20 protein-coding genes are annotated in these 23,611 nt (G+C 67.4%); 11 read left to right on the top strand and 9 right to left on the bottom strand.

The genetic code is table 11. The features are described 5' to 3' along the window. Positions 1 to 9 precede the first annotated feature (9 nt). Both IED13_RS11870 and IED13_RS11865 read left to right on the top strand, forming a co-directional pair. Positions 10 to 1,182: an isovaleryl-CoA dehydrogenase gene (locus IED13_RS11870; RefSeq protein ID WP_142022630.1), complete on the top strand. Its 1,173-nt coding sequence runs from the start codon at positions 10 to 12 to the stop codon at positions 1,180 to 1,182. A gap of 14 nt (positions 1,183 to 1,196) precedes the next feature. Beyond that, positions 1,197 to 1,646: a gamma-glutamylcyclotransferase family protein gene (locus tag IED13_RS11865; RefSeq protein WP_191124285.1), complete on the top strand. Its 450-nt coding sequence runs from the start codon at positions 1,197 to 1,199 to the stop codon at positions 1,644 to 1,646. A 99-nt stretch (positions 1,647 to 1,745) separates the two neighbouring features. Here the strand turns inward: IED13_RS11865 and IED13_RS11860 are convergent, their stop codons facing one another. From IED13_RS11860 to IED13_RS11845, 4 genes are all read right to left on the bottom strand, one after another. Further along, positions 1,746 to 3,146, bottom strand: a complete 1,401-nt coding sequence (locus IED13_RS11860) for a M20/M25/M40 family metallo-hydrolase (protein ID WP_191124284.1) — start codon at positions 3,144 to 3,146, stop codon at positions 1,746 to 1,748. 54 nt (positions 3,147 to 3,200) lie between these two features. Continuing rightward, positions 3,201 to 4,169, bottom strand: a complete 969-nt coding sequence (locus tag IED13_RS11855) for a Bug family tripartite tricarboxylate transporter substrate binding protein (protein WP_191124283.1) — start codon at positions 4,167 to 4,169, stop codon at positions 3,201 to 3,203. Positions 4,170 to 4,232: 63 nt separating this feature from the next. Next, complete coding sequence (locus IED13_RS11850; protein WP_112763165.1) at positions 4,233 to 4,541, bottom strand: AtuA-related protein; 309 nt, start codon at positions 4,539 to 4,541, stop codon at positions 4,233 to 4,235. A 1-nt stretch (position 4,542) separates the two neighbouring features. After that, positions 4,543 to 5,892 (bottom strand): acyclic terpene utilization AtuA family protein, encoded by a 1,350-nt coding sequence (locus tag IED13_RS11845; RefSeq protein ID WP_191124282.1) that lies wholly within the window; start codon positions 5,890 to 5,892, stop codon positions 4,543 to 4,545. Between the two features lie 81 nt (positions 5,893 to 5,973). Between IED13_RS11845 and IED13_RS11840 the strand changes: the two genes are divergently transcribed. Next, positions 5,974 to 6,882 (top strand): LysR family transcriptional regulator, encoded by a 909-nt coding sequence (locus tag IED13_RS11840; protein WP_191124281.1) that lies wholly within the window; start codon positions 5,974 to 5,976, stop codon positions 6,880 to 6,882. An 84-nt stretch (positions 6,883 to 6,966) separates the two neighbouring features. On the opposite strand, the gene IED13_RS11835 is transcribed toward IED13_RS11840, so the two are convergent. The 4 genes from IED13_RS11835 to IED13_RS11820 all read right to left on the bottom strand — a co-directional run bounded on the left by IED13_RS11835 (position 6,967) and on the right by IED13_RS11820 (position 12,384). Next, positions 6,967 to 8,457 carry a carboxylesterase/lipase family protein gene (locus IED13_RS11835; protein WP_191124280.1) on the bottom strand — a complete coding sequence of 497 codons (1,491 nt, stop codon included), beginning with the start codon at positions 8,455 to 8,457 and terminating at the stop codon, positions 6,967 to 6,969. Between the two features lie 126 nt (positions 8,458 to 8,583). Next, a complete protein-coding gene (locus IED13_RS11830; protein ID WP_191124279.1) occupies positions 8,584 to 10,149 on the bottom strand; it encodes an ABC transporter substrate-binding protein in 1,566 nt (521 codons plus the stop codon). A gap of 15 nt (positions 10,150 to 10,164) precedes the next feature. Continuing rightward, on the bottom strand, positions 10,165 to 11,352 hold the full coding sequence (locus tag IED13_RS11825; protein WP_191124278.1) for an ROK family transcriptional regulator: 1,188 nt from the start codon (positions 11,350 to 11,352) through the stop codon (positions 10,165 to 10,167). A 354-nt stretch (positions 11,353 to 11,706) separates the two neighbouring features. Continuing rightward, a complete protein-coding gene (locus IED13_RS11820; RefSeq protein WP_112763253.1) occupies positions 11,707 to 12,384 on the bottom strand; it encodes a GntR family transcriptional regulator in 678 nt (225 codons plus the stop codon). A 185-nt stretch (positions 12,385 to 12,569) separates the two neighbouring features. On the opposite strand from IED13_RS11820, the gene IED13_RS11815 reads away from it, so the two are divergent. From IED13_RS11815 to IED13_RS11780, 8 genes are all read left to right on the top strand, one after another. Further along, the gene (locus IED13_RS11815) at positions 12,570 to 13,670 is read left to right on the top strand and encodes a sugar ABC transporter substrate-binding protein (protein ID WP_248311216.1); all 1,101 of its coding nucleotides are present in this window, start codon (positions 12,570 to 12,572) and stop codon (positions 13,668 to 13,670) included. A 171-nt stretch (positions 13,671 to 13,841) separates the two neighbouring features. After that, positions 13,842 to 15,422, top strand: coding sequence for a sugar ABC transporter ATP-binding protein (locus IED13_RS11810; RefSeq protein WP_260368357.1), 1,581 nt, complete (start codon positions 13,842 to 13,844; stop codon positions 15,420 to 15,422). Next, positions 15,419 to 17,479, top strand: coding sequence for an ABC transporter permease (locus tag IED13_RS11805; RefSeq protein WP_191124277.1), 2,061 nt, complete (start codon positions 15,419 to 15,421; stop codon positions 17,477 to 17,479). The genes IED13_RS11810 and IED13_RS11805 overlap by 4 nt, the downstream gene beginning before the upstream one ends. 14 nt (positions 17,480 to 17,493) lie before the next feature. Beyond that, complete coding sequence (locus IED13_RS11800; protein WP_112763158.1) at positions 17,494 to 18,273, top strand: SDR family oxidoreductase; 780 nt, start codon at positions 17,494 to 17,496, stop codon at positions 18,271 to 18,273. Next, positions 18,270 to 19,217, top strand: coding sequence for a 3-hydroxyacyl-CoA dehydrogenase (locus tag IED13_RS11795; protein ID WP_191124276.1), 948 nt, complete (start codon positions 18,270 to 18,272; stop codon positions 19,215 to 19,217). The genes IED13_RS11800 and IED13_RS11795 overlap by 4 nt, the downstream gene beginning before the upstream one ends. A gap of 9 nt (positions 19,218 to 19,226) precedes the next feature. After that, complete coding sequence (gene kce, locus IED13_RS11790) at positions 19,227 to 20,156, top strand: 3,5-dioxohexanoate:acetyl-CoA acetone transferase (protein ID WP_112763156.1); 930 nt, start codon at positions 19,227 to 19,229, stop codon at positions 20,154 to 20,156. 24 nt (positions 20,157 to 20,180) lie between these two features. Beyond that, positions 20,181 to 21,059, top strand: a complete 879-nt coding sequence (locus IED13_RS11785; protein WP_191124275.1) for an SMP-30/gluconolactonase/LRE family protein — start codon at positions 20,181 to 20,183, stop codon at positions 21,057 to 21,059. Positions 21,060 to 21,275: 216 nt separating this feature from the next. Then, positions 21,276 to 22,304, top strand: coding sequence for a LysR family transcriptional regulator (locus IED13_RS11780; RefSeq protein WP_191124274.1), 1,029 nt, complete (start codon positions 21,276 to 21,278; stop codon positions 22,302 to 22,304). Here the strand turns inward: IED13_RS11780 and IED13_RS11775 are convergent. Next, the gene (locus tag IED13_RS11775) at positions 22,223 to 23,575 is read right to left on the bottom strand and encodes an MmgE/PrpD family protein (protein WP_191124273.1); all 1,353 of its coding nucleotides are present in this window, start codon (positions 23,573 to 23,575) and stop codon (positions 22,223 to 22,225) included. The two genes, IED13_RS11780 and IED13_RS11775, sit on opposite strands and share 82 nt — an antisense overlap. Positions 23,576 to 23,611: the final 36 nt, after the last annotated feature.

Raw genomic sequence — 23,611 nt, 5'->3', positions numbered from 1 at the left:
GGTTCCGCCATGCTTGCCAACGCGCCGCGCCCCTTCAATTTTGACCTCGGCGAGACCGCCGATGCGATCCGCGACACGGTCCACGCCTTTGCGCAGGAGAAGATCGCACCGCGCGCCGAGGAGATCGACAGGACCAACCAGTTCCCGCGCGATCTATGGCCGGAAATGGGCGCGCTCGGCCTGCACGGCATGACGGTCGATGAGGAGCATGGCGGCTCAGGCCTCGGCTATCTCGAGCACTGCATCGCGGTCGAGGAAGTCAGCCGCGCCTCGGCCTCGGTCGGCCTCTCCTACGGCGCCCACTCGAATCTCTGCGTCAACCAGATCAGCCGCAACGGCAACGAGGCGCAGAAGCGGAAATATCTGCCGAAGCTGATCTCCGGCGAACATGTCGGCGCGCTCGCCATGTCGGAGCCCGGCTCTGGCTCGGACGTCGTCTCGATGCGCACTCGCGCCGACAGGAAGGGCGACGCTTATGTCCTCAACGGCAACAAGATGTGGATCACCAACGGCCCGATCGCCGAGACGCTGGTCGTCTACGCCAAGACCGATCCGGAAGCCGGCCCGCGCGGCATCACCGCCTTCCTGATCGAGAAGGGCATGAAGGGTTTCTCGACCCACCAGAAGCTCGACAAGCTCGGCATGCGCGGCTCCGACACCTGCGAGCTCGTCTTCCAGGATTGCGAGGTGCCCGAAGAAAACGTGCTGGGCCAGGTCGGGCGCGGCGTCAACGTGCTGATGTCCGGCCTCGACTACGAGCGCGTCGTGCTGGCCGCCGGCCCGCTCGGCATCATGCAGGCGGCGCTCGACGTGGTCATGCCCTATGTCCATGAGCGCAAGCAGTTCGGCCAGTCGATCGGCGAGTTCCAGCTTGTCCAGGGCAAGGTCGCCGACATGTATGTCGCGCTGAATTCCTGCCGCGCCTATGTCTATGCCGTGGCCAAGGCCTGCGACCGCGGCGAGACCACCCGCGAGGACGCCGCCGGCGCCATTCTGCTCGCGGCCGAGAAGGCGACGCAGGTCGCGCTCGACGCGATCCAGCTCCTCGGCGGCAATGGCTACATCAACGACTACCCGACCGGCCGCCTGCTGCGCGACGCCAAGCTCTACGAGATCGGCGCCGGGACGAGCGAGATCAGGCGGATGCTGATCGGCCGGGAGCTGTTCAACAAGACGAAGTGAGGCTAGAGGGCTTCATGCCCCTTTACTTCGCCTACGGCCTCAACATGGACCCGGACGGGATGGCGCGGCGCTGCCCGAACGCCCGGCCGCTCGGCCCGGCCCGGCTGCCGCGCCACCGCTTCATCGTCACCCGCGACGGCTATGCCTCGGCGATCCGCGATCCGCGCGAGGAGGTCCATGGCGTGCTGTGGGATTGCTCGCTCAGTGACATCCGCGCGCTCGACAAGTTCGAGGACATCGCCAGCGGTCTCTATGTGAAGATCAATCAGCCGGTGATCGTGCCCGGCGGCGCCAAGCGCGCGCTGATCTATATCGGCCGTTCGGGCGATCCGGGAAAGCCGAAGCCGGGCTACATGGAAGCGGTCATCACTGGGGCGAAACATTTCGCCCTGCCAGAGGCTTACATCGCCGGCTTGAATCGCTTTCTGATCGAAAATCGCCGCGTCGTGCTGCCGCGATTGTAGGAAAAACTCCGCAATTCGCTTTCCCCCGCGCGACCTCGGCCAGGCGTTGGATGTGGTGCCGACAGACCTAGAGCCCTTTGTAGTCGGGCACCCATCCATTCATCCTTTGGCGCGAAACTCCTCTGGTGCGAATATCGCGAGCTCCTGCAGCAGCAGCGGCCAGCTGCGCAGGCCGAGCGCGATTGAATCGAGATGGAAGAACTCGTTGGGGGCGTGAACATCCTCGTCTGGCAGGTTCAGGCCGAACATCAGCGTGTCCATGCCGAGCAACTCCTTGAAGATCGCGGTGATCGGGACTGTCGCGCCGAGACGCACATGGACGGGGTCGCGTTGCCAGACCCGTTGCAGCACCCGCGTCGCCGCCTGGACCAGCGGGTGGTGGCCCGCCAGCGTCGAAGCCGGCGAGCCACCGCCGATGCCGGCGAATGCGATGCGCACGCCGGGGCGAGCGACCGAGCGGATATGATCCTGCAGCGCCTGAATGGCCTGTTCGGGATCCTGTCCGGGTGCCAGCCTGATCGTGACCTTGGCGCGCGCTTCATCGGGGATGACCGTCTTGCTGCCGGCGCCGGTATAGCCGCCCCACATGCCGTTGACGTCGATCGCCGGGCGCAGCGTCAAGCGCTCGCGCAGGCTGTAGCCGGGCTCGCCCGCCGCGATCCCGCCGACATCGGCGACGAAAGCGGCCTCGTCGAACGGCAACGCCGCGGCATCGCGGCGGTCCTGCGCACTCGGTGGCGGCAGCGCCTCCATCAAGGCGGGGACGGCGATCGCCCCGTTGGCGTCGTGCAGCGAGGCGATGATCGCGGCGAGTTCGTGCAGCGCGTTGCGCACGGCTCCGCCATAGCGGCCGGAATGCATCTCCTTCTCCGCGCTGCGCACGATGAGTTCGAGCTTGGCCAGGCCACGCGCCCCGACATTGATCGTCGGTTCCGTCGGGCTCGCACGCCCGCCATCGGCCGAGATCATCGCATCGGCCTGCAGCAGCGTCCCGTAGCGGTGCACGATTTCGCGGAGGCTTGGGCTGCCGGTCTCCTCCTCGCCCTCCAGGAAGAGCTTGATGTTGACGGGGCAGCCTCCGTGCACCGCGAGGAACCCGGCGACGGTCTCGATCGCGATCGTGGTCGAGCCCTTGACGTCGGAAGCGCCGCGCGCATGCAGGCGCCCGCCCTGGATCGTCGGCTCGAAGGGCGGCGTCCGCCACAGGGCGAGCGGATCGGGCGGCTGCACGTCGTAATGACCGTAGACGATGATGGTCGGCGCGCCCGGCGCCCCGAGCCAGGCGCCATAGACCGCCGGATGTCCGCCGCCATCGAGCAGTTGCACATCCGACAGCCCGATCTCCGCCAACCAGTCGAGCAGAAAGGCGCGCGTGGCGGCCATGCCCTCGGCATAAGCAGGATCGGTGCTGACGCTCGGCAGCCTGAGGAAGGCTGTCAGCCTGTCGAGCACGGCGTCATGGCGCTGCAGGAGGTGGTCGACGACCGGCTCGGCATTCATCGGGACTTCCTCGACATGGGTGCCGACGGCGCAAGGCGCCGCCAGAGATGGGCTCTATTCCGGCTGGATGCCGGCGGCCTTCACGATCTCGGCCCATTTGGCGATCTCGGTCCCGACGAAGGCCTTGAGCTCGTCTGGCGTGCTGGTCTCAGGCTCGACGCCGGCCGCGAGCAAACGCTCCTTTGTCGCCGGATCGTTGACGGCGGCAGTCAGCGCCCGATTCAACGTGTCGACGGTGGAGCGCGGCGTCCTGGCCGGGACAAAGGCCGCGAACCAGGCCGCGAGGTCGTAACCCTTGACGCCACCCTCGGCCATGGTCGGCAGATCGGGCGCGAGCACGCTGCGCCTGGCGGTCGAGACCGCGAGGCCGTTGACCGCGCCCGCTTTGATCTGCGGCAAAGTCGTCGAGATGTCGGCGAAAACGATGTTGATCTGCCCGCCGAGCAGATCGGTGATCGCCTGCGGATTGCTGCGATAGGGCACATAGGTGATGTCGAGGCCGGCCAGGGACTTCAGCATCTCGCCGGCGATGCGCGACGAGCTCGACCCGGCACCGAAGGTCAGCTTGCCCGGATTGGCCTTGGCATAGGCGACGAACTCCTGGACGGTTTTGGCCGGCACGGCGGGGTTGGTCGCGAGCGCGAGCGTGATCGTGCCGAGCTTGCCGACGGCCTCGAAGCTGTTGATGGCGTCATAGGGCACATGCTTGAGCAGGCTCTGATTGGCGCCATGCGTGGTGTTGGTGGTGATCAGCACCGTGTGGCCGTCGGGCTCGGCGCGGGCGACGTTCTGCGCGGCGATGACACCGCTCGCCCCGGCCAGGTTCTCGATAACGACCGGTTTCCCGAGGTTCTTCGAGACATGCTCGCCGAGGATGCGGGCCACCGCGTCGGTCGCGCTGCCGGCCGCGAAGGGCACGACGAATTTGAGGGATCTCGACGGGAATTCCTGGGCACTCGCGGTGCCGGTGAGGCCGATGGCCAGCGCACCTGCGGCGAGCATGCGCAAAATCGATGTTCTCATGGATTTTCCTCCGCTTTTGTCGGTCATGTCGGGGCGGCGTCTTGCTGCGCCGTTCGATTGGGATCAGTCGTCCGGAATTTCGATGTCCAGCAGGGCGGAGCTCAGGGACTTGCCGTGGGTGTCGAGGGCGAGCGAGCGCGTCACCCCACCGCCCAGCGCCTGCCGGAGCACGAAATTGAGCGCCCCCAGCGACGCGATCTCGTAGCGGCTGACGCTGCCGCGAAGGAGGCCGGCGAAATGCGTCGCCACCCGCTCCGCCGTGACGTGCCGCACCAGGCGCGGATAATCCGCCTCCTCATAGGCGATCAGCGAGATGCTGGAGGTGTCACCCTTGTCGCCAGCGCGAGCATGGGCGATGGCGCGCAGCTTCATCTCAGCTCTCCAACATATGGATCGAGGGCTGGACCCGCTCGCGCGGCAGCAGCGTCGAGAGCACTCCGAGAACCTCGCGGACCTGCTTGGTGACGCCACCGCCGCCCGCCGGCCCGTTGGTGTAAAGGGTCTCCACCTCGCTGCCGATGCGCACCGCTTCATCCATCGTGGACGCGCGCCCGGCCACGCGCAGCCGCACCTCGTAGGGCTCCGCCCGCTCGCCGCCGCCGGCCGGCAGTCCGAGGCCGTGGAGCGCGTCAATGCCGATCAGATCGAAGCGCAGCTCCTGCGCCGTGAGCCCCGTCAACTCCAGCCGCTCGCGCACGATCTCGGCCGCCAGCTCCGCGCGGTCTCGCGCGCCGCTGCCGGCATAGGAAATCTGGCCTTCGCCCACGAAGCCTTCCGCGACGCCGAGCGAGACCTTCAGCGCTTCGGGCCGCGCGCGGCCGCTCGCTCCGGAGATGCGGACCCGGTCTTGCCCGACTTGCTCGACACGAACCTGCGAGAAGTCCGCGACGACGTCGGGGGTGAAATACGCCGCCGGGTCATGAATCTCGTAGAGAATCTGCTCCTTGCAGGTGGCGGATGTCACGCAGCCGCCCGAGCCCTCTACCTTGGTGATGATGGCCGAGCCGTCCTCGCCGACCTCGGCGAGGGGAAAGCCGAGCCGCGCCAGTCCCGGCACCGTCTTGAAGCCGGGATCCGCGAAATAGCCGCCGGTGACCTGCCCGGCGCATTCCAGCACATGGCCGATCAGCGTCGCCTGGCCGAGCCGCGGCCAATCCTCGAACGACCAGCCGAATTCATGCACCAGCGGCCCGAGGAAAAGCGAAGGATCGGCGGCACGTCCGGTGATCACGAGATCGGCGCCGGCGGCGAGCGCCTGTACGATCGGCTCGGCCCCCAGATAGGCATTGGCCGAGATCAGGCTCGCCCCCAGCGCAGCAGCGGGCCGCCCATCTTCCAAGATACGGCCATGACCATCGCCGACCGAAGCCGCGACGTCGTCGCCCGTCACGGCCGCCACCTTGTAGCCGCGCAAGCCGAGGTCGCGCGCGGTCGCGCAGACAAGCTCGGCCCCCGCCAGCGGGTTGGCCGCCCCCATATTGGTGATGATGGCGGTGCCGGCGCGGCGACAGGCCGGAAGCACCGCGCGCATGCGCGCCGCCAGCAGCGGATCGTAGCCGAGCCCTGGATCACGCCGCCGTGCCTGCTGCGCCAGCGCGATGGTGCGCTCCGCCAGACATTCAAAGACGAGGTAGTCGAGCCGGCCGCGCTCCGCGAGTTCGACCGCAGGCTCGATCCTGTCGCCCGAATAGCCCGCGCCGGCCCCTATTCTCACCTGTCGCATGCATCCTCCAGTTGCCAGAGAATGCCGCCGTAAATTCATAGCACAATTGAAATTATTCTATCTCAGTAATAGGATTTCAGTATGAATTTCGATGTTCGGCAGCTGCGGGCGTTCATTGCGGTGGCGGAGCATGGCAGCTTCACCCGCGCCGCGGCGGCTCTCAATCTCTCTCAGCCCGCCCTGACCGTTCAGGTCCGGGCGCTGGAGGAAGCGCTCGGCCTGCGGCTTTTCGACCGGAACACGCGCAATGTCGCGCTGACGCGCCTGGGCCGCGAGCTCTTGCCGGAACTGCGGCGCGTCCTGCGCGAGCTCGAGGCGCTGCTCGACAAAACCCGGCAGCTCGCGCGCATGGCCGGAGGGATGGTTCGCATCGCGGTCCTGCCCTCGTTCGCCTCGAGCCTGCTGCCGGATGTGATCGCACGCTTCCGCGCGCAACACCCCGAGATCGGCTTTGCGCTGCGTGACGTCATCGCCAGCGGCGTCACGGCGCTGACGCTCGCCGAGGAGGTCGATCTCGGCATCACCGGCGGACCGTTCGAGGATGCGGAGCTGGAGCTGATGCTGAGCAGCGTCGATCGGATGCATGCCGTATTCCCATCGGGTCACGCGCTGGACGATGGCACCTCGCCTTCACTCGCAGCGGTGGCACGCCACCCGCTCGTCCTGATGTCGCGGGCGACCAGCGTGCGGGCCGTGGTCGATGCCGCCATCGCGGCTGAGGGGCTGGTGGCGGAGGTTGCCGCGGAGGCGACCTACATGTCCACGGCCGTCGGCATGGTCCGTGCTGGAATGGGGATCGCGATCCTGCCCGAAACCGCAATGGAGATCAAAGCGCTGCCGATGCTTCGTTCGGCGCCGATCGACGATCCGCGGCTGGCGCGCAGCATCTCGGTGATCAAGCGCAGAGGCCGGACATTGCCACCGGCAAGTGCGGCCTTCCTGGACCATCTTGGCGTTGCGTTCGATGCGCTGGATCGCAGCGCAATGTGAGGCGGGTCCGCCTCTTGCCTTGGTGCGCTCTGCCCGCAGTCGCGGGTCTGCTTCCCGGCCTGAGCCGGACCGCGATCCATCGCGCTAGCGATCGAACAGGCCTTCGAAGACAAGGCGAACATCCTTGGACGGATCGGTCAGGAGTTCGGCGCCGTCGACGCCGAAAACCAGCGTCGCCCGCTTTCGGACATCGTATGGCGGCCAGGCGGCGACGCCGCCGGCATGGATGAAAGCCGTGACCATTTCGTGCATGCCACTATCGCCGGGCCCCTCCGCCGCGCCGTAAGGTCCCGGCTGATTCCAGATGAGGCTGAGATCGGCGACATGGGGTGCCTGGCCGGCGAAAGGCCCGGCCGCGAGCGGCCTGTCGTTGCGATAGACCCAGGTCGGCCGCCCGGCCGCATGATGCGCATCGGCGAGCCGGATCGATGGCAATTCGTATTCTTCCGCCGTCAGCAGCTTCAGGTGCCGCGCGCTTGCTGGCATGCCGGGCCACATCCGCAAGGCACGCTTCTCGGCTTCCGCCATGATCTCAGGCCCCAGATGCGCCAGCAGCCGACCATCCCAGTCCGCCGCCGAATGGCCGTCTCCATGCGTCGCTTCGCCCAGAAAGGGCGCGGCCTCGTCGCGCGCCGTCCCGATCAGAAGCGGCACGGGGTGGCGGGGCAAGAGCCGCTGGGGCGACCGAGGCAGGAATATCCCGTCGGTCACGGGGCGAAAGGGCTGGCGCCGGGTCTCGCTTCCGCTCAATCGCTCTTGCAGGGCAATGAGGCCGGCAGCCGGGATGTCCTGGAGGTCGCGGAGGCAACCGCCGGCGAGGGCCAGCACCCTTTCGGCCACCGCATCCGCCGTCTCCCGGCTATGGACCGTGTCGCCGCCGCCGGAGCTCGAAAACGCCGCATGGAACAGGCCGGCCGCCGAGGGCGCAGCCAGAAGGGCCGCGACGTTCTTTGCCCCGGCCGACTCGCCTCCGATCGTGACGCGGCCGGGATCCCCGCCAAAAGCTCCGATGGCCTGCCGGACCCAGACGAGAGCAGCCACGATGTCCCGCAAGGCATTGTTGCCGCTGCCGCGGAATTCGTCACCGAAGATGCGCCCACCTTCGAGAAAGCCGAGCAGGCCGAGCCGATGGCCGATCGTGACGCACGTGATGCCGGCTCGGGCAAAGACCGCTCCGTCATAGACGGGCCGGCTTGTCCCCCCGACGGACTGGCCGCCGCCATGCAGCCAGACCAGCACCGGATGCGGCCCCGCCTCGGCCGGCGACCAGATGTTGAGATAGAGACAATCCTCGCTCGTCGGCACGGCGGGCATGGCGTCGGGATCGCCGGGATAGAAGCCCGGATCGGCTGGCTGCGGCGCTACCGGCGCGAAGGTCAGTGCCTCGCGCAGGCCGGTCCAGGGCGCAAGCGGCTGCGGCGGACGGAAGCGCAAGGGACCGATCGGCGCGGCGGCATAGGGCACACCCTTGAATGACCGGATCCCGCCGGAGAGCACGCCGCGCAGCCGGCCGAAGGGCGTATCGACGATGAGAGCTTCGCCGGAGAGCGCGCTTGCGGATGGATCGAGTGACATGGGTGCGGATGTGTCGCGGTGCGGCTGCGGCCGAGGGTCATGCCGGGCCTTCACCGGAGTGCCCGCTGCCGGCGATGCGAGGCAGCAGGCACTCCGGGAATTGCGGCAGGGCCGATCGTCGGAGGGCTATTTGCGGGCTATGTTCCAGTAGACCGGCGCCGGCGGGGTCAGGAGCCCGGTCAGATCAGTGCGATAGGCACGGATCTGATATTGGACGCCAATCGGGACATAGGGAACGGTCTGAACCGCGCGCAGCTGGATCTTCTCCGCCAGCGCCTTGCGCTGCGCGCCGTCCGAAAGGTCGGAAAAAGCGGCACGCATCTGTTCGATATCGGCATCGCAGGGCCAGCCGAACCAGGCCTTCTCGCAGTTCGAGCGAAGGCCAAGATGGCTGACCGGCTCCATCATGTCGAGCCCGCCCGGCCCCGAGATGAAGATCGACCAGCCGCCCTTGCCGACCGGCTCCTTGCTGGCTCGGCGGGCGACGACCGTCGCCCAATCCATCGCCTGCACATCGGTCTTGAAGCCGATGCTCTTCAGCAAGGCTTCGGCCACCATGGTGAAAGCGTGGATATTGGCATTCTCGGTGGCGTCGAGCAGCACCACCGGAGTGCCGTCATAGCCGGCTTCCTTCAGGAGGGCCTTGGCCTTGTCGAGATCGACCGCTGGAAAGCCGGCCTCGGTGAAATAGGGAGACGAGCAGACGTAGAAGGAGCGACAAGGCTTGCCGAGGCTCGGATCGTCGATCACCGCGGAGAGGAACTCCGCACCGTCGACGGCATGGAGCAGGGCCTGCCGCAGCTTCGGATTGTCGAATGGCGGCTGGGTCGAGTTGATACGGATCTGCTGGGCGACGCCGATATCGTCCTGGCGCTCGAGAGCGATGTCCTTCGACGCCTTGGCGAGCGGAATGAGATCGCCGGGAATCTCCTCGCTGATATCGAGTTCACCCTTGATCAGGGCGTTGATCGCGGTCTGCTGGTCCGGAATGATCTGCCATTCGACACGATCGACCTTGACCACCTTGCCGCCGGAGAGGCCGGCCGGCGCCTCCGGGCGGGGCTTGTATCCAGCGTTCCTGGTGAACACCAGCCGGGCGCCGGCCAGCCATTCGTCCTTCTTGAAAACGAATGGGCCGGAGCCGGTGTGATCTGTCACCGCCTGATTGGGTGGCGTCGCCGAAGCGACGCGGGCCGGCATGATGAACGGCACGGGCGCGCCTGGCTTGCCGAGGGCGTCCAGCACCATTCCCCAGGGCGAGGTCAGCGTCAGGCGGACCGTCTTCGCATCGACCGCCTGCCAGCTCGCACCACGCTGATTGAGCTGCTGCCCCATGCTGTCGTTGACGCTCCAGCGCTTCAGCGAGGCGATCACGTCGTCAGCCGTCACGGGCTGGCCGTCGCTGAAAGCGAGGCCATCGCGCAGGACGAAGGTCCACACCTTGGCATCGGCAGAGGTGTCCCAGCTTTCGACCATTTGCGGCTTGATCGCCAGCTTGTCGTCCACCGCGAACAGCGTGTCGTAGACCATGTAGCCGAAATTCCGGGCCATGGAATCCGAGCCGAGGAGCGGATCCAGCAGCTTCACGTCTCCGGACGGTTTGACCTTGAGAACGCTCTCGGCGATGGCCGGCCCCGTCAACACGAGCATGGCACCGGCGAAAAGCGCCGCCGTCACTGTTTTCAGACTCATTGTCCTCCCCCCTTTTTATTGTTCGATGAAGTGATGCGCGGCCCTGTTCTCGGCCGCTTCCGCGGGTCGCATCGCGCCCCGTTGCAGATAGGCGTGGGTGGCTAGCGCCAGCCCGGCGGCCGGCTCCCGCCCCAATTCCGCATTCGCGAAGGTGAGGTTCACGGCTGCGGCTCCGCCGAACAGGCTGGCCTCGATGCCGCCGAGCACGCTGGCATGCATCTTTTCGCCCAATTCCGCGGGCCAGCCGGCCACCACCACCCGTCGGATCGGCGTCAGGTTGAGCGCATTGCCGATGGCGTGTCCGAGGCGCGCCAAACGCGCCGCGAGGTCGGCCTGCGCGCGCGCCGACAGTTTGAGCCGGCCGGCCTGCCATTCATCCATCGCCAGCAGGTCCTGCTCACGCAGACCGATGGCCGGCGCGACGGCGGCCGTGGACACATAGGCCTCGAGACAGCCGGAATGGCCGCAGCGGCAGCGGGGCCCGCGGGGATCGAGCACCATATGGCCGATCTCGCAGGCAGCCACCTCCCCGCTCGAAGCGAAGTCATCGACCAGGGCGGCGGCCACGCCATGGCCGACGAAGGTGTAGAAATAGGGGCCGCCGGCAAGATCGACACCGAGCTTCAGCCGATGGGCGACGGCGCGGGTCACGATCGAATTCGCCGCGAGCAGCGGCACCGAAGGCAGTGCGGCCTGGATCTCCCTCAGGAGCTCGGCGGGGTCGAGCGCGATGATCGGATTGGCGCGCAGATCCTCATGATAGCCCGGGATCGACACCGCGAGCTGGCAAAGCCTGATGCCCGCCCGGTGCAGATGATCGGTGAGCTGATGAAGAGCGCGGCGGTAGGTCGACCTCACCGTTTCCGGCTCTGCGCCGTCCGGCAAATCCAGCCATTCGGAAAAGCGGATCTCGCCGGTCAGCGAACCGACGCCGATATGGACACGGCTGCCGGAGAATTCGATCGTGCCGACATAGAGATCGTTACTTAATGTAAGAAAGGAGCTTGGACCGCCCTGGTAAGGCGCGGTGCGCTTCGACTCCTCGATCAGCCTCTCGGATTTCAGCTCGGCGACGATGCGCGAGATGCTCGCATCGGTCAGCCCGACATGATCGGCCAATGCAGGGCGAAACGAGCCGCCGGAGCACCAGAGATAGCGCAGGACAGCCGATCGCGTTTCCCGCCGGCTTCGCGGCTCCCGCATGCATCCTCCCGAGTTTATTTTTACTTTATGTAACGATGCTGCGGTGCGCTGGCGATCTTGTCAATATCGCCATACCGGCTCTCGGAATGGAAACGCCATGCAGGTGGTGGCAAGCGTGGGGCAGACAGGCCGACGCCCTGCTCGGCTCGGGGACCGGACGCCAGGCGAGACAAAAGGCAACCCTGCTTCCGGGCGACGAGCGAGAGGCCGCTGGCGGCTGGGCCCTCCCCGCAAACGTTGCGCAATCCCGATGCCGCATGTGGACGAACGCGCCCTACTGCGCGCAGCGCGTCTGCAAGGAGCCGCCTACGTATCTCGGATGGGTCAGCCGTAACGAGGAGAGCCGCCCGCGGCTCAGATATCGAGAAGCCCGGCCAGGCTTTTCGCCGCTTGCTCGATATCGGCTTGGAGGGATCGTCTGGCCGCCGCGGCATCCTTGCCCAGCAACGCCGCATGGATCGCCTTGTGGTCGCGATTGGCGCTCGTCCAGTTGTCGGTCTCTTTGAGCAGGTTGATGTAGGGCCCGATCTGCAGCCAGAGCGACTCGATGATGGCCATCAGGGCCGGCGAGGCGGCGGCCTTGTAGATGGTGAAGTGGAAGTCCCGATTGGCCGGCACATAGCGGGCGCGGTCCTTCTCGGCCTTCGCGGCGTCCATGATCGCAATCAGCTCTTCGAGATGGCGCAATTGCGCCGGCGTGATCGCCGCAGCGGCCCACTCCGTGGCCATGCCCTCGATCTCGCAGCGGACGCGCCTGAGGTCGTCGAGTCGTTCGGCGCTGAGCGGCGGGATGCCGACGGAGCGGCCAGCCACCACGGTCAGGGCCTTTTCGGCGACGAGCCGGTGCAGCGCCTCCCGCACCGGCATAGCGCTGACGCCAAAGGCCTCGGACAGGCTGCTCACCGTCACCGTACGGCCCGGCTCAATGTCGCCGTTCAGGATCATCTCCCGGATCCGGCCATAGACATGCTCCTGGATCGTCGCGCGGGAGATGGGTGAGTAAGGCAGCTCCTGAGGGCGCACGAGGCTCATCGTCTTGAAATCCAAGGTGTTCGTCGGGGCGACCATAGCGGTCGCGGGCTCGACATCAAATCCGCATTGCATTGATATATGATTTGTGATCTTTGATCAAAAGAAACGAGGCGCCGGTCAAGGTGCCCTGACGATTGAACGCCACCGCGTCGGGGAGGACGCTCATGATGAAAAAGAAGCACTTGATGGCTGCTGCCGCTGCGCTGGCCTTGTCCGCAGCCGGAGTCTCCGCCGCGCAGGCCCAGGCCAAGCACAAGATTTTCCTGTCGATGAGCTATATCGGCAATGATTGGCAGGGTGAGGCCGCCAACATGATCAAGGCCATGGCGGCGTCCAAGACGATGGCCGACAAGGTCGACCTGCAGGTCCAGGTCGCCGGCCCCAACGCCCAGCGCCAGATCCAGCAGATCAACGCCATGGTCCAGGCCGGCGCCAAGGCGATCATCGTCTTCCCGATCTCGCCGACGGCGCTCAACGCCGCGGTGAAGAACGCCTGCGAGAAGGGCGTGACCGTCATCGCCTATGACGGCGAGATCACCGAGCCCTGCGCCTACAATGTCGCGATCGATCAGGAGGAGGCCGGGCGCGTCACCGCCGAATGGCTGGTCAAGAAGCTGAACGGCAAGGGCAACATCGTCTCGATCACCGGCGTGCCCGGCACTTCGGTCGACACGCTGCGCACCAAGGCGGCAAAAGAGGTCTTCGCCAAGCATCCCGACATCAAGATCGTCAACGAGGCGGTCGGCATGTGGAGCCAGGCGGTTGCGCGCACCGAACTGTCGAAGATCCTGGCCACCCGCAAATGGGACCAGATCGACGGTCTCTGGATGCAGGTCGGCTGCTACACCGCCAATACCATGCAGATCGAGGCCGGCATCCCCGAGGACAAGCTGAAGCCCTGTGCAGGCGAAGGCTCCAATGGCGGGCGTGTGCAGATGCTGCCCACCGGCACCGAGGTCGAAGGCGCCAACGGCACCTACAAGCCGATGGCCGCGCCGCGCATCTCCTACGCCTCGCCGCCCTATTCCGGCGCGCTGGCGCTGAAGCTCGCCGTGGCCAAGCTGGAAGGCAAGGACGTGCCGAAGAAGACCGTCCTACCGCTGCCGGTCGTCACCAACGAGACGATCAAGCTCTGCCAGGAAGGCACCTGGGACGAGATGAAGGCGGGCTGCAACGCCTTCAAGCCCTCGATCGTGACCAATCCCGGCTGGTTCGCCTCGATCTTCTCGAGCGAGACGCCCGAGATCGGTCTCAACGCCGCCCTCGTCGGCCAGCCCGAGAACTGATCGCAGAATCCGCCGCGCCCGGTCAGGGCGCGGCAGGAGGATCCTGCTCGTTCCTTCAGCATCGGATTTTTCCGAAAAGTGGCTTCCACTTTTCGGCCCGGTGCTCCAGCGCCCGGCGGCGCCACGTCGCCCGGCATCCCGCTACCGCCAACGCAGGAAGGACGGCCGCCCGTGCTTCAGCGCGAGATTTCCCCTGACGGCGCCCCTGTCGCGATCGCCGCCCGCGACATCCGCAAGGTTTATGGCGCGACTATCGCCGTCAACGATGTCGGCTTCGACATCATGGCCGGCGACACCCATGCGCTGCTCGGCGAGAACGGCGCCGGCAAGTCGACGCTGGTCAAGCTGCTCTCCGGGCTGGTGCGACCCACCACGGGCGGGTTCGACATCTTCGGCGAGCGCGCGGATTTGCATTCGCCGGCCGCCTCGCACCGCTGCGGCATCCGCACCGCCTTCCAGGAACTCAGCCTCGTCCGCGATCTCAGCGTGCTGGACAACATGCTGCTGCCGACCCCGCCTCGCGGGCCGCTCGGCCTGATCCGGCGGGCGGAGGCGCGCCGCACGGTCGAGGAACATCTTGATGCTCTCGGCCTCAGCGCCATCGACCCACGCTCGGAGATCCGCGACCTCGATCTCAACGAGCGGCAGAAGATCGAGATCGCGCGCGCGCTGTTCCGCAAGCCCCGCATCCTGCTGCTCGACGAGCCGACCTCGACATTGTCGGGCAGCGACATCGACTGGCTCGGCACGATCATCGCCAGGGGCAAGGCTCAAGGTGTCACCACCGTCTTCATCTCGCACCGCATGCGCGAGGTCCGCGCCTTCTGCGACCGCGTCACCGTCCTGCGCGGCGGCAAGCATATCGCGACGCGCCCACTATCCGATGTCGGGGACGAGGAGCTAATCGGCCTCATCGCCGGCGGCAGCGGCGGCCATTCCTTTCCACCGCGCCCGCCGCGCAGCAGGCTTTCCGAGGAACCCGTGCTGGCGGCCACCGAGCTTTCGGTCGGCAACCGCCTCGACGGATTGTCCTTCGGGCTGCGACGCGGCGAGATCCTCGGCGTCGCCGGCCTCCAGGGCATGGGCCAGCTGGAATTGTTCTCGGCCCTCTTCGGCACGGCCGAAAGCCGCGGCGAAATCCGCATCGACGGCCGTCCGGTCAGCCTGACCTCGCCGCGCGATGCTCTCGATGCGCGGATCGGGATCGGCCTCGTGCCGGAGGACCGCAAGACCGAGGCGCTCTTCCTCAAGCTCGACGGCCGGCGCAACATCTCCTTGCCGGCAATCGAGCGCTACAGCCGCTTCGGCTTCGTCGACCGAAAGCGCGAGGAAACGGCGGTTGCTCGCGTCATGGCCCGCCTCAACGTGCAGATGCGCGCCCTCTGGACCCCGGTGAAGGCCTTTTCCGGCGGCAACCAGCAGAAGATCGCCGTGGCGAAATGGCTCTTCGCCGAAAGCCGCATCCTGCTGCTGTTCGACCCGACGCGCGGCATCGATGTCGGCACCAAGAACGAGATCTATGCGTTGATGCGCGAATTCGCGGCTGCCGGCGGCTCAATCCTGTTCCACTCGACCGAGACGGCCGAACTCGACCATCTCTGCGACCGCGTGATCGCGCTCTACCGGGGCAAGGCAGCGGCGCGGCTGGAAGGCGACGCGATCACGGAGGATGCGATCCTGCGCGCCATGCTCGGGAGCGAAGCCGGCGCACTTGCCGCGCAACAGGTTTCGACGCTGGAGGCCCTCTCGTGAGCGCGATCGCTGCCACGGCGCCGCAGTCCGCAAGCACCTCCCTCGTCCGCGGCTGGCTCGACCGCCTGCGCGGACCGCTGATCGCGATCGGCGTCTTCCTGCTCTGCCTCGGACTCGTGCGCTGGCTCAGCGGCGGCACGCTCGGCTATTACGAACTCGGCACGCTGGCTGCCGGCGGCGCGACGCTCGCCATCGCAGCGAGCGGCCAAACCATCGTGGTGCTGACCGGCGGCTTCGACCTGTCGGCCGCTGCCGTCATCTCGCTCGTCAACGTCACGCTCGCCGGGCAGATGCAGGACAGCCCCGGCTCGATGCTGCTGTGGACGCTCGCCGGCATCGGTGTCGGCGCGGCGACCGGCGCCTTCAACGGCCTGTTCATCGCGGGCTTGAGGCTCCAGCCCATCGTGGTGACGCTCGCCACCATGTTCATCCTGCAAGGCGTCACCCTCCTCGTGATGGACAAGCCCGGCGGGCAGATTCCCGGCAGCTTCGCGCAGGCCCTGACCGGCGACGCCATCCCCGGCGTGCTGCCGATGCCGGTGCTGCTGCTGGCGGCTCTCATCGGCCTGTGGCTTGCCTTGAAGAACACGCTCTTCGGCAAGGCCCTGCCGGCCCTGGGCTCCGACCGGGAGGCCGCCCGCGCCGCAGGGCTCAGCGTCCGGCTGCACGAGTTCTTCGCCTATGTGCTGGCGGGCGGGCTCTATGGTCTGGCGGGCGTCTTCATTACGGCCCAAACCGGCTCGGGCGATCCGCTCGTCGGCAATCCGATGCTGCTTCAGATGTTCGCGGCCGTGGTGCTGGGCGGCACCGTGCTGGGCGGCGGGCGCGGCGGCATCGTCGGCACGATCTTCGGCGCCTACGTGCTGATGCTCGTCGTCAACATCCTGCTCGTGCTCGACGTGCCCGCCTTCTACTCCTCGGTCGTCGAGGGCCTGATCCTCGTGCTGGCGGTCCTCGCCTCCTCCCTGGCGCGCGATTCCGTGCTGGCCCGCACGCTGCGCCAGGGTCTTGCTCGCGCCGCCGCCCGCCGGGCCGGGCGCCTGCCGCGCCAGCTCGATCTGCCCTCTGCCCGCATCGCCCTGCCGATGCACGATCCGGCGATCGAGCACCCAGCCTGGTGGCGCCGCCATGCCGAAGCGCTGCGCAACGCGGTGCCAGCCTATCTGTGCTTTGTCGCGGTCCTCGTGGTGACGCAGTTCGTGCTCGGCAACACGATTGTCTCCTGGCCCTATTACGACTCGCTGATCGTGCTCGGCTGCTTTCTCGCCGTCCTCGCGCTCGGACAGGGCGCGGTGATCCTGACCGGCGGGCTCGACCTGTCGCTGCCCTGGACCATCGGCCTCTCCGGCATTCTCTGCGCCGGCCTGCTCTCGGGCTCGGATGCCGCGCTGGTCTATGCCGTGCCCGCCGTGCTCGCGCTCGGCGCGCTGATCGGCCTCGTCAACGGGCTCGGCATCGTCGCGCTCGGCCTCTCGCCGATCGTGATGACGCTGGCAATGAACGGCATCCTGCAAGGAGCGGCGCTGGTCTATTCCGGCGGGACGCCAAACGGCTTCGCCTCGCCCGCCTTGCGCTGGTTCATGACCGCGAAAATCTTCGGCGTGACGCCGGTCGTGCCGCTCGTGGTGCTTTTCGCCGCCGGTGCCTCGATCCTGCTCGGACGCACCGTCTTCGGCCGGCGGATCTACGCCATCGGCAATGGCGAGCGCCCGGCGGAGCTTTCCGGCGTTCCGGTCAAGGCGACGCTGGTCAAGGTCTACATGCTCTCGGGCGCCTGCGCCGCGCTGGTCGGCATCATGCTCGCGGGTTTCTCCGGTCAGGCGAGCCTGGGCATGGGCGACGACTACCTGCTGCCCTCGATCGCGGTCGTCGTGGTCGGCGGCGCGCTCATCACCGGCGGGCGCGGTTCCTATCTCGGCATGCTCGGCGGCGTGCTGCTGCTGACCGCGCTCCAGACCCTGCTCGCCGGAACCACCCTGCCCTATGCCACGCGCGCCATCCTCTATGGCGTCGTGGTGCTCGGCGCCGTCGTGGCGCTGCGCGAACGCGCGCATTGAGGAGACGCAAGACGATGCCAGCACTCGCCCTGAAGCCCGGCCTTCGCGTCGTCGTCACGGCCGGCGCCTCCGGCATCGGCCGTGCCATCGCCGATCTGCTGATCGAGAACGGCGCACGCGTCCATATCTGCGACATCGATGAGAGGCATCTCGCCGATTTCCGCGCCGCCCATCCCGGCCACGGCGCGACGACCTGCAATGTCGCGGATGACGACGACGTGGCGCGGCTGTTCGACGAGGCTCAGGCCACGCTCGGCGGGCTCGACGCGCTGATCAACAATGCCGGCATCGCCGGGCCGACCGGCGGCGTCGACGAGATCGACCCGCGCGAGTGGCGGCGCACCATCGACATCTGCCTGACCGGCCAGTTTCTCTGCACGCGGCTTGCCGTGCCGATGCTGAAGGCGGCGGGTGGCGGCGCCATCGTCAACATGTCGTCCTCCGCCGGGCGCTTCGGCTACGCCTTCCGCACCCCCTACTCCGCCGCGAAATGGGGCATCATCGGCCTGACGCAGTCGCTCGCGAAGGAGCTGGGCCCGGCCAATATCCGCGTCAACGCCATCCTGCCCGGCATCATCAAGGGGCCGCGCATGGACGGCGTCATCCAGGCCCGCGCCGACCAGGTCGGCGTATCGTTCGCAGAGATGCGCGAGCAGTATCTCCAGCGCATCTCGCTGCGCCGCATGACCGACGCCGAGGACGTCGCGGCGATGACGCTCTTCCTGCTGACGCCGGCCGGCAACAACCTCTCCGGCCAGTCTTTCCCCGTCGACGGCAATCTGGAGTCGCTATGAGAACGACCATCGTCGGCTCCGGCCTGATCGGCCGCTCCTGGGCGATCAGCTTCGCCCGCGCCGGGCATGACGTCCGGCTCTGGGATCGCGATCCGAAGGCGCCGCGTGCCGCGCTCGAATTCGCGGCATCCGTCCTGCCCGAGCTCGCGGCCAACGGCCTGCTCGACGGCCAGGAGCCGGCCGAGGTGCTGGCGCGGCTGCAACCCGTGGACGCCCTCGACGAGGCGCTCGCCGGCACCGACCATGTGCAGGAAAGCACGGCGGAGATCGTCGAGAGCAAGCGTGCGGTCTTCGCCGATCTCGACCGGCTGGCCCCATCGCACGCCGTGATCGCCAGCTCGACTTCGGCGATCCTGCCCTCGCGCTTCATGGACCATGTCGCAGGCCGCGGCCGCTGCCTCGTCTGCCACCCGATTAACCCGCCCTATCTCGTGCCGGCGGTCGAGGTTTGCCCCTCGCCCTGGACGGCACCGGAAACGGTCGAGAAGGCTGCCGCCTTCATGCGCGGCTGCGGACAGCAGCCGCTGGTGATGAAGCGCGAGATCGACGGCTTCATCATGAACCGGATGCAGGGCGCGCTGCTCGACGAGGCCTTCCGGCTCGTCGCCGACGGCATCGCCGATGTCGAGGATGTCGATATCGGCATCCGCGAGGGGCTCGCGCTGCGCTGGTCCTTCATCGGCCCGTTCGAGACGATCGACCTCAATGCGCCCGGCGGCGTGCGTGACTACGCCCAGCGCTACCAGCACATCTATAGCGGCATCGCCGCTGAGCTCGCCGGCCGCCGCGCCGACTGGAGCGGGCCGCTGATGGACGAGGTCGAAGGCCAGCGCGCTGCGCGCCTCTCCCGCGACGACCTCGCCCAGCGCCAGATCTGGCGAGACCGGCGCCTGATGGCGCTCGCCGCCCATAAGCGCGCCGCCGCGCGCGACATCGGAGAATAGGAGTCCATCATGGCGAAAGCCCGCAAGGTCATCATCTCCTGCGCCGTCACCGGCGCGATCCATACGCCCTCGATGTCGCCCTACCTGCCGGTGACGCCGGAGGAGATCGCGGACGCGGCGATCGGCGCGGCTGAAGCCGGCGCTGCGATCGTCCATCTTCACGCCCGCGATCCGCAGACCGGCGCGCCGGACCAGACTCCAGAGGCCTTCGCCCGCTTCCTGCCGATCATCCGCCAGCGCAGCGATTGCGTCGTCAACATCACCACCGGCGGCGCCCCGACCATGACGATCGAGGAGCGCGTGAAGCCGGCCGCGACCTTCAAGCCGGAGCTGGCCTCGCTCAATCTCGGCTCGATGAATTTCGGCCTCTTCGGCATGCTCGACCGCTTCAAGGACCTGAAGCACGACTGGGAGCGGACCTATCTCGCCAACAAGGAGATCATCTTCCGCAACACCTTCGGGCAGATCGAGCACATCCTGACCACCTGCGCCGGCAGCGGCACGCGCTTCGAATTCGAGTGCTACGACACTGCCCATCTTTACAATCTCAAATACTTCCTCGACCGCGGGCTGGTGCAGGGGCCGCTCTTCATCCAGACGGTGTTCGGGCTGCAGGGCGGCATCGGCAACCACCCCGACGACATCGCGCATATGAAGCGCACAGCCGACCGGCTCTTCGGAGACCAGTATCGCTGGTCCGTGCTCGGGGCCGGTCGCAACCAGATGAATGTCGCCGCCATCGCCGCGGCCCAAGGCGGCCATGTCCGCGTCGGGCTGGAGGACAGCCTCTGGCTCGGGCCGGGGCGCCTCGCCGAGACGAATGCCGATCAGGTTCGCCGCGTGCGGCTGATCCTGGAAGGGCTGGGGCTGGAGATCGCCACACCCGACGAGGCCCGCGAAATGCTGTCGCTCAAGGGCGGCGACAAGGTCGCGTTCTGAACCATCACGGAGCAGGAGACGAACATGCGCATCGAGGTGCTGGTCGACGTCAAGACGACGCTCGGCGAAGGTCCGCTCTGGGACGTCGAGCAGGAGCGGCTCTACTGGATCGATTCCTTCGACGGCCGGGTCTTCCGCGCGACCGTGGACGGGCGTGAGGTCCGGGCCTGGGACGTGCCGCAGAAGATCGGCTCGATGGCGCTGCGCAAGGATGGGCAAGGCGCGGTCGTCTCGCTGCAGCGCGGCTTCCATGCTCTGGATTTCAAATCCGGCGAAGTCACGCTCATTCATGATCCGGAGCCTGATCAGCCTGCCAACCGCCTGAACGACGGCAAGGTCGACAAGCGCGGCCGCTTCGTCGCCGGCTCGATGGACACGCAGGAGGAAGGCGCCAACGGCGCGCTCTACAGCCTCTCGACCGACTTCAAGGTGACGAAGCTCGACACCGGCATCGTCTGCTCGAACGGTCCGTGCTGGAGCCCGGATGGCAAGACCTTCTATTTCCAGGATACCTGGTCCGGCGAGATCTGGGCCTATGACTACGACCTCGACAGCGGCGCCGCCACCAACCGGCGGGTCTTCGCCAAGGTGGATACCTCGAAAGGTGGCGCGGCGGACGGCTCGACCGTCGATGCCGAGGGCTATCTCTGGAACGCGCTGGTCTATGACGGGCGGCTGGTGCGCTACGCGCCGGACGGCAGCGTCGACCGCATCATCGACATGCCGGTCAAGAAGGTGACGAGCGTGATGTTCGGCGGCCCGAAGCTCGACATCCTCTTCGTGACCTCGATGGCCAAGCCCCCGCTGCCGCGCTTCCCTGGGGACGGCGTGCTGCGCGGCAGCCTCTTCGCGATCTACGATCTCGGCATTCGCGGCCTGCCGGAGATGCGGTTCGGGGCATGAAGAATCCCAACATTCGGCCGGGATCAGGCAGTTAGCCTTGGGGTTGCGCAGCCGCTCGAACGGCAGCTCCCGCCCATAGAGGGAGCATGGCCGCGAGCGGACGCATCGAAGTTCAACGGCAGGGCGAGTTCGTCGTCAACGCTTCCCTTGCCTTGTCCACTTCTGGTGTGGCTGGAGCAGCCATGCCATCCTGCCCGCTGCGGCGGAGGACATGCAATGGAGTTGAAGTGGCTGGAAGACATCCTGAGCCTGTCGACGACGCTCAGCTTCTCGCGCTCCGCCGTTGAGCGGAACATCACGCAATCCGCCCTGAGCCGCCGGGTCAAACAGCTGGAGGAATGGCTCGGCCTGCCGCTGTTCGACCGCAGCAGTTATCCGATCCGCCTCACCGAAGCCGGCCGGACCTTCCTTCCGCGTGCCCAGGACATCCTCAGGCAGGTGCAGGACGCGCGTCGGGAGGTCCGCCAGCTGCACGAAGACGAGTCGGAAACGCTGACCTTCGCCACGCTCAACACCCTGTCCCTGACCTATTTCCCCAGCCTGATCCACCGCATCGAAGACAAACTCGGCCCGCTGAAGACGCGATTCTGCGATCAACGCTCATCCTTCGACGGCAATGTCGCACTGCTCAATCATGGCGAATGCGATTTCCTGCTGACCTATGCGCATCCGGCCGTGCCGCCCGAACTGGACGCCGAACACTTCGTCTACCGCCACCTCGGCGCCGAACGAGCGATCCCCGTCTCGATCCCCGACAGCGCTGGCGAGCCGCTCCACGCCTTCCGCTGCGGCGGTGCGCCGGTGCGCCTGCTGAGCTATGGCAACGCCTCCTTCTTCGCGCGCCGGCTTGCCTTGCTCTTCGCCGAGCGGCCGACACCGCTGGTCACCGTCTACGAGAATCCGATGTCGGTTGGCCTCAAGGCCATGGTCCTGGCCGGACATGGCGTCGCCTGGGTGCCCGAGAGCCTTGTCGTCGAGGAATTGCGCAGCGGCCAGCTCGTGCCGGCGGCCGACCCCTCATGGTATATCTCGGCCGAAATCCGGCTCTATCGGGCAAGGCAGCGGAGCCGCCTTCCCGTCGAGCAGTTCTGGGCCGCCATCGCGGATGACGGCCAGCCAGCACGCCCGGACGATCCGCCCCGCCCTGCCTTCAGTCGACGCGGCTATGCGCGCCCGGCTTCCGCGGGTTCCGACAGCAAGCTGTCGAGATCGGCCATGGCGTCGATATCGGCGAGCCGGGCGTAAAGCGCGGCGCCGCCCGGCATCCCGGCGCAACAATCCCGGAACTTCGCTTCCCGGTCGTCATCGTCGAACGGATCGGCGATCGAGCCCTTGGCCTCCAGCCGATCGGCCTTGAGCACGCGCCCGTCCTTGAGGCTGATGGTGACGCGATGCGGCTGGCGCCCCGCCACCTCCTCGCTCTTGTCGTAGGACCGCATCACCGTCAGCGGCAACAGCCGCCGGACCTCCGGGCGCGCGACCGCTTCCGGCGTGAAATCGGCCAGCGACAGCCGGTCCTGCAAGAGCGCGAGCGCGACGCAGTAATGCATCGAGAAGCGGCCCTGCATCTCGTCCTGCGGATCGGGATAGGCGAGATTGCGCGCATTGGCGATGCCGACCAGCGTGTCCACCGCCTCGACATCCGCGGCGGAGAAGCCATTTTTTGCCTTGAGGTCGAGGATCGCATCGACCGCAAGGTGCGTCGAGCCGCAGCAGGGATGGCGCTTCGGGGTCAGTCCGTCGCTTTCGATGACATGCGGCGCTGCCAGCACCATCCGCTCCCAGCCGACGGCGCTGTCGTCGCCGAACAATTCGGCAAAGCCCATCGGGCATTCCAGGATGTCGAGGCGCCCGGTCATCCCCGCTGCCGCGAGTGCAGCCGCATCGACGGCATTGCGCGCCGCGAGCCCGGCATGCAGCGGCTTGGCCGGCGTGCCGAACTGGCCCTTCGGGCCGGCTGCCATGCTGGCGGCAACGCTCATCGCGCGGGCGATGCCCGCCCCGTCGAGCCCCATCAGCCAGGCCGTGCCCGCCGCCGTCCCGATCGCGCCGACCGTCGAGGTCGCGTGCCAGCCGATGGTGTAATGCGCCGGGTTGATGCCGCGCCCGACGGCGGCCTGCGCCTCTAGCCCGACGAGATAGGCGTCGACGAAGGCCCGCCCGCTCGCCCCGCGCCCCTGCGCCACCGCGAGCAGCGCCGGCACCAGCACCGCCGAGGCATGGGTGATGCCCGGCCTGAAATTATCGTCATAATCGAGCGCATGCGCCGCCGTTCCGTTGACCAGCGCGGCGATCGCCTCGGTCGCCCTGCCACCGCCCGCAACCGCCGCAGCGCCCCGCGGGCCGATCCCGGAAGCGAAGGCCTGACGCACGGCCTGCGTCGCCTGATCGCCAACCCCGGCCAGCATGCAGCCCACGGTATCGGTGATGGCGTGATGCGCTCGCAATCGGGCCAGTGGCGAGAAGGCTGGCGCGGAGCGGCTCCACTCCGCGATACGTTCGATGGCGCTCGGCATGATCACTCCCGGTCGGTCTTGCGATGGCAAACGCTG

The organism is Allobosea spartocytisi (assembly GCF_014764685.1).
Classification (GTDB): Bacteria; Pseudomonadota; Alphaproteobacteria; order Rhizobiales; family Beijerinckiaceae; genus Allobosea; species Allobosea spartocytisi.
Note: the sequence above shows the minus strand (reverse complement) of the source record. Positions and strands in the feature narration are given on the sequence as shown.